This is a genomic window from Pandoraea pnomenusa (genome assembly GCF_040391475.1).
Lineage (GTDB): Bacteria > Pseudomonadota > Gammaproteobacteria > Burkholderiales > Burkholderiaceae > Pandoraea > Pandoraea pnomenusa_C.
Genome location: NZ_JBEBXS010000034.1, coordinates 39,199 through 45,599, shown reverse-complemented (window position 1 = coordinate 45,599; position 6,401 = coordinate 39,199). Strand labels below are relative to the sequence as shown.

6 protein-coding genes are annotated in these 6,401 nt (G+C 66.0%); all 6 read right to left on the bottom strand.

The annotated features are described in order from the left end of the window. Window positions 1–55: 55 nt before the first annotated feature. Window positions 56–1,246, bottom strand: a complete 1,191-nt coding sequence (locus tag ABWO90_RS23285; RefSeq protein ID WP_353193602.1) for a M20 aminoacylase family protein — start codon at window positions 1,244–1,246, stop codon at window positions 56–58. Window positions 1,247–1,279: 33 nt separating this feature from the next. After that, complete coding sequence (locus tag ABWO90_RS23280) at window positions 1,280–1,756, bottom strand: 6,7-dimethyl-8-ribityllumazine synthase (RefSeq protein WP_353193601.1); 477 nt, start codon at window positions 1,754–1,756, stop codon at window positions 1,280–1,282. A 76-nt stretch (window positions 1,757–1,832) separates the two neighbouring features. Continuing rightward, a complete protein-coding gene (locus ABWO90_RS23275; protein WP_353193600.1) occupies window positions 1,833–3,308 on the bottom strand; it encodes a sodium:solute symporter family protein in 1,476 nt (491 codons plus the stop codon). Next, complete coding sequence (locus ABWO90_RS23270; protein WP_353193599.1) at window positions 3,305–3,511, bottom strand: DUF3311 domain-containing protein; 207 nt, start codon at window positions 3,509–3,511, stop codon at window positions 3,305–3,307. Before ABWO90_RS23270 ends, ABWO90_RS23275 begins: the two co-directional genes overlap by 4 nt. A 109-nt stretch (window positions 3,512–3,620) precedes the next feature. Then, window positions 3,621–5,054 carry an NAD-dependent succinate-semialdehyde dehydrogenase gene (locus tag ABWO90_RS23265; RefSeq protein ID WP_353193598.1) on the bottom strand — a complete coding sequence of 478 codons (1,434 nt, stop codon included), beginning with the start codon at window positions 5,052–5,054 and terminating at the stop codon, window positions 3,621–3,623. A gap of 80 nt (window positions 5,055–5,134) precedes the next feature. Next, the gene (locus ABWO90_RS23260; RefSeq protein ID WP_353193597.1) at window positions 5,135–6,391 is read right to left on the bottom strand and encodes an MFS transporter; all 1,257 of its coding nucleotides are present in this window, start codon (window positions 6,389–6,391) and stop codon (window positions 5,135–5,137) included. Between the last annotated feature and the right edge of the window lie 10 nt (window positions 6,392–6,401).

The window sequence follows — 6,401 nt, the reverse complement described above, 5'->3', positions numbered from 1 at the left end:
AACGTGCTGACGTCCGACGCGTAATCCGTCACCAGCAATCCGTCAGATGAGGCGCTCAGACGGGCGCCTCATCGAAGTACGCCGTCGCCAGCGACACCCAGTACCGCACGCCGTCGCGAAGAATGTCGTCGTTGAAGTCGTATGCCGGATGGTGCAGGCCGACGCCTGCGCTGTCTCGCGGCGCATTGCCGATCAGCACATAGGCGCCCGGCTTCGCTTCGAGCATGAAGCCGAAGTCTTCCGACGTCATGTTCGGCGGCACATCGGCGTGCGTGGCCGCGTCGCCGAATGTCCGACGAATCACCCGTTCGCACAGGGCCGCTGCGCGCGCCGTGTTGACCGTTGCCGGGTAGTACTGGAAGAACTCGACGTCCACCGCCGCGCCGTAGGCGGCGGCCATGCCCTCGCAGACACGGCGAATGTCGTCCTGAAGCTGGTTCAGCACCCCGGACGACAGCGTGCGGATCGTACCGCGCAACTCGGCGGTGTCCGGAATGACGTTATCGGTGTCACCCGCGTGGATCATGCACACGGACACCACGGCCGGCGCGACCGGGTCCTTGTGACGCGCCGCGAGCGTCTGACACTGCAACACCATGGAACAAGCGAGCGGGATCGGGTCCAACCCGAGATGCGGCTGCGCCGCATGGGCGCCCTTGCCCCGCACCGTGATCCGGAAGCGCACCCCGGCGGCCATGATCGGCCCCGTGCGCAAGCCAAACTCCCCCGCCGGCAGGCTCGGCCAGTTGTGCATGCCGAACGCCGCTTCAGTCGGGAAACGCTCGAAGAGACCATCGTCGATCATCTTCTGTGCGCCTGCGCCCCCCTCCTCGCCCGGCTGGAAAACGAAGTGCACCGATCCCGGCAATTGCGGCAACTGCTTGAGCACGCGCGCTGCGCCCAGCAGCATGGCCGTATGGCCGTCGTGTCCGCAGGCGTGCATCACGCCGTGATGGCACGAGGTGTGCGCGAAGGTGTTCGCTTCCTGAATCGGCAGTGCGTCCATGTCGGCGCGCAGCACGATGCCGCGCGACGGATCGGCACCGGGCAGGCTCGCCACCACACCGGTGCCCGCCATGCCGCGGTCGACCTCGTAGCCGAGATCGCTCAGATAGCGCGCAACGACATCGGCCGTGCGCCGCTCCTCGAAGCGCAGTTCGGGGTGTGCGTGCAAATCGCGTCGCAAGGCGCGCAGGGTGTCATCGCTGCTGGCGAGCAGCGCGTCCAGATCGCTCGAAGGCGTCATGTCGGAATGTCCGTGAAATTCGTTTCGGGGGCTTCAGCGGGGCGACGCATCGCGCCCCACGGCGGCGAGTGCGCGCAGCATGCCGGTACAGGCATCCGCCACTTCGCGGCCCTTGTGCTTCAAGTGCTCCGCGAAGAAAGCATGGTGTTCGTCGTGCGAATGGAAGTGATGCGGCGTGAGCGACATCGAGAACACCGGCACGTCGGTGTCAAGTTGCACGCGCATCAGGCCGTCGACGACCGCCTGCGCCACGAACTCGTGACGATAAATGCCGCCATTGACCACGAGGGCTGCGCCGACAATGGCGTCGTACTCGCCGGTCATGGCGAGCCGTCGGGCGAACAAGGGGATTTCGAAAGCGCCGGGCACGTCGAAGTACGCGATCCGGTCGGCCGGCACCCCCAGCTCCGCCATGCGGGTCTGGAATGCATCGCGCGCGCCGTGCAGCAGGTCGGCATGCCACCCTGCCTGCACGAACGCGACACGCTTGATATCAGAGGTATTCATCATGTCAGGTCATTCGCGCGAGGGCCTTGCGTCAATTGACACGCGACCCTCGCGCTCTTCTTACCAGCGGCGTTGCAAATTACGAGGCATCTGCCGACAACCGCACGGCCGATGCCGTGCGACGCGTGAGCAGCGACACCACCACCAGCGCGATCACGTTGAACACCAGCGCCACGATGCCGACGTTCAGATCCTTGAGCGCATCGGGCAGGAACGGGAACAGCGTGGCCACCGACTTCTTCGTGAGCGACACCCAGGCCACCGTGCCTTCGCCAACGATGATGCTGGCGAACGCCGCCGGACGCGTCACCCAGTTCTTCGCGAACAGGCTGGCCAGCAGCGCCGGGAACAGTTGCGTGACCAGTGCGTAAGCCATCAGCAGCAGCGCGACGATAGTCTGCCCGCCGTTGAGCGTGAACAGCACGGCCAGCGCCATGATGGCCGGGGCGAGCCACTTGGCCACCCGTGCCACCTGCGCGTCGGACGCCTGCGGACGCAGCGGGCGATACACGTTGTTCGCGAGCAGCGTGGCCGACGTCATCAGAATCATCGAGCCCGGCACGAGCGCCGTGAGTACGCCCGCCGCACCGATCACGCCGACGAACCACGGATCGAACGTCTTGAGCGAGACCTTGAACAGCGCCAGATCGATATCGCCGCCCGTCAGGCCCGGCACCGCGAGCACCGCCGAGAAGCCGACGAACAGAATGAACAGCAACATGAGCTGGTAGATCGGCAGCACGAACGCATTACGGCGCAGCACCTCTTCACGCTTGGCCGTGTAGACGGCCATGAACATGTGCGGCCACATGTAGAAGCCCAGCGTCGAGAGAATCACCGTCGAGACCATCCACACCGGGCTCTCGCCCACGTCGCGCAGCGCCAGGAAGCCGGGCTTTGCCTTCTCGATGGCCGCGAACATCTCGCCGACACCACCGTAGTAGTGATACGGCAGATACAGGCCGAGGAAGACCGCGACGAACATGACGAGCGCGTCCTTGACCACGGATGTCCATGCCGAGCCGTGCACGCCTGACAGCGCCACGTAGACGGCAACCACCACGGCACCGATAAGCACGCCCTGATTCGAAGAGAGCGCCGAGTACGACGACACGCTTACGATGATGCCCAGGCCTTTGAGCTGCAGCACCAGGTAAGGAATCAGCGCGGCAAAGCCGACAACCGCGACGAGCACGCCCAGGACTTTGCTCTCGTACTTCGCCGCGAAGAAGTCGGGCTGCGAGATCAGCTTGCGCTGCTTGGCATAGCGCCAGATCGGCGGCAACAGGAAATACGACAGAATGAACGGCAGGCTGCCATAGCCGAGCAGGTAGTACGCGCCCGCGCCATGCCCGTAGGCATAGCCGCTACCGCCGAGGAACACGAACGTCGTATAGATTTCGCCCGCCATGAGCAGGAAAACGATGGCGGCGCCAAAGCCGCGACCGCCCACCGCCCATTGCTCAAGGCTCATGTCCTTGCCGCGACGCGCCCGGATACCGAGGAACAGCGCAAGTGCAATGGCCAGAAAAATGAAGATCGGAGCGCTGTTCATCGATCGACTCCTTCGCGCGCAAGTCGTGCCTCATCGGCGTAGAAAATGATCGCCATCACGATCGACGTGAGCACGAGCGCCCCCGAAAGCCATGCCAGCAAAAACGGCATGCCGAGCACGTAAGGCGTCACGCGATTGACGAAGAAGGGTCCCACGAGCACGGCGAGTACCGGTAGGAGTGCTAAAAGATAGACGGGCCGCATTGACAATCTCCTGGTTTTTCCCGTTGGCTTATCGAGCCGGAGGGTCCGGCTCGCTGCGAATGCGGTGAAGCGTGTCCCGTACGATCACCGCGTGAGATCCGTCGTCGGGTTACGCCGGATCCATGAGGTGCGAGATGCTCTTGACGTGCGTGTAGCACTCGAGCCCCTCGGTACCGCCTTCCCGTCCGTAGCCGCTTTCCTTCACGCCGCCGAACGGCGTCTCGGAGACCGCCGAGACCAGATGGTTGATGGCAAGGTTGCCGACTTCAAGCGCGTCGCCCAGACGGTAGGCATTCGCCGCCGAGCGCGTGAAGGCGTAGCCTGCGAGTCCGTAAGGCACGCTGTTGGCGCGCTCGATGGCCTCGTCCAGACTCTCGACCGGCACGATCAGCGACAGCGGGCCGAACGGCTCCTCGAGCATGGCGCGTGCATCGGCAGGCACGTCGGCCAGTGCCGTGAACGGAAACACGTAGCCCGTGCCCTCCCAGCGATGGCCGCCGCAGACCACACGTGCACCGCGTGCCACGGCGTCGTCGACGAGCGAGTGCAGTGCGGCAAGACGTCGTTCATTGACCACCGGGCCGATGTCGCTCGACGATTCCAGTGCGTGGCCCGCACGAATGGCGCCACCGTGCCGGGCGAAGGCGTCGACGAACGCGTCGTAGACCTTGCGATGCACGAAGAAGCGCGTGGGCGCCACGCACACCTGCCCGGCGTTGTTAAGCTTGCCCTTCACGCAGGCGAGCGCCGCCGTTTCGGGGTCCGCGTCGTCGCAAATGATGACCGGTGCATGACCGCCCAGCTCCAGAATGGCGGGCTTCATGTGCTTCGCGGTCAACCCGGCGAGGTGCTTGCCGACCGGTGTCGACCCCGTGAACGTGATGCCGCGCACCACGGGGCTGGCAATCAGATGTGCGGAGATCATGCCGGGGTCGCCGAAGACCAGGTTGAACACGCCGTCGGGCAGACCTGCGTCTCGGAACGCCTGCGCCATCAGCACCGCACCGGCGGGCGTTTCTTCGGCCGCCTTCAGGATGATCGCGCAGCCGGCCGCGAGCGCACCGCCGACCTTGCGGGCAGGCGAACTCATCGGGAAATTCCACGGCGTGAAGGCCGCGATCACACCGACCGGCTCGCGCACCACCGTGTGACGCATGCCCGGCTCGGCGGGAATCACGCGGCCGTAAAGTCGCTTGCCTTCATTGGCATCCCACGTCATCAGATCGCAACCGCGCAGCACTTCGGCACGTGCCTGCGCCAACGTCTTGCCCTGCTCCAGCGAGATCGCGAACGCGATGCTCTCGACACGCTCCTTGAGCAGCGCGATCGCGCGCAGCATGATCTCGGCGCGCTGCGCGGGCGGCGTGCGCCGCCACACACGGAAGCCCTGCTCGGCAGCCGCGAGAGCGTCGTCGAGATCGGCCACACTGGCCGTGGGCACCATGCCGATCGGCGTGCCTTCCGACGGGTTCAGCACCGGTTGGCCGGGGGCGCTGCGCCACTCGCCGCCGATCAGCATCTTGATGTCTGGGTAGGAATACATGTCAACGTCCCGAAAATCTTGAGGTAAAGACGCGCACCGGTGTCCCGCTGCGTGTCATGTGCTTTGTCGTTCGCGCCGGATCACCGCTTGCCACCGGCCATGCGCCGCGCCTCGGGGCGCTGACGCAGTCGCCACATGGCAACGCAACCGAGTACCGGACCGATGGCCAGCAGGCTCATGCCACCCGACCATCCGAGATGCTCCACAACCACCGGCACCAGCCGGATACTGAACAGCGTGAGCAGAAAGCCGGCGCACGTTTGCGCCGTCAGCAGCGTGCCCACGGAGGTCGGCTCGGCCAGCTCCGCGACCGCTGCCGAGAACTGCGCCGAATCGGCAATCACCGAGGCGCCCCACACGAAGGCGACGGCCACCACCACCGCCAGCGGTGCCGCCGTCAGCCAGCCGATCACCGCCGCACACGTCGCGCTGATCGCCATCGCACCGATCGTCACGCAGGTTCGCCCCAGGCGATCGGCGAGCCAGCCGCCGGCCCACGCCCCTACGGCCCCGAAGGCGATCACGCCGAACGTCAGCATTTCCGCCTTGGCCCGAAAGCCCTCGACGCCGTGCGACGACAGCGTGTGCTGCAGGAACACGCCAAGCCACGCCCACATCGCGTACAGCTCCCACATGTGGCCGAGGTATCCGAGGTTCGCCAGTCGCACGGCCGGATTGCGCCACGCCTGCGTCACCTTCGAGAAATCGACGCGTGCCGCACGCTTGATGTTCGGCCCGATGCCGGCGAATCCGATGGCAACCCCTGCCACCACCGCCAACGCTGCTGCGGCGAGATAGACCCAGTGCCAGTCGAGATCCGGCAACCCGCCCACGAGGTGCGGGCTGGCCGACCCGAGCGTGAGCGCCGCCACCAGCAGGCCGATCAGCAAGCCGAGATCCGCATTGGCCCACGTCGCCACCAGCCGGATGCCGACCGGGTACACCCCGGCCATGCACATGCCCGTGATCATTCGCAACGCGATCACCTGCGGCCCCGTCGGCGGAAGCACGGCGAGTGCGCCTGTCGAGATCGCGGCGACCAGCGCGCTCGCCGCAAACATCCGGCGCAGGTCGTAGCGATCGGGCAGTGCCAGCGTTGCCGAGATCAACGTGCCGAGCACGAAGCCCAACTGCACCGCGCCCGTGAGCATCGCCTCGTCACCCGACGCAATCGGCTGCGTGCGCTTGATGAGTGCCACAGCGGTCGTCGACGAAAACCAGACGCCCATTGCCGCCACCTGGGCGAGCAGGACAATCGCGAGCGACGCGACCTTGCCGCGCGGGGCGCGTTGCCGCGTTACCGGGTCGGTGCCGCGCATCGATGACACACGTTCCATCGGGCTCACG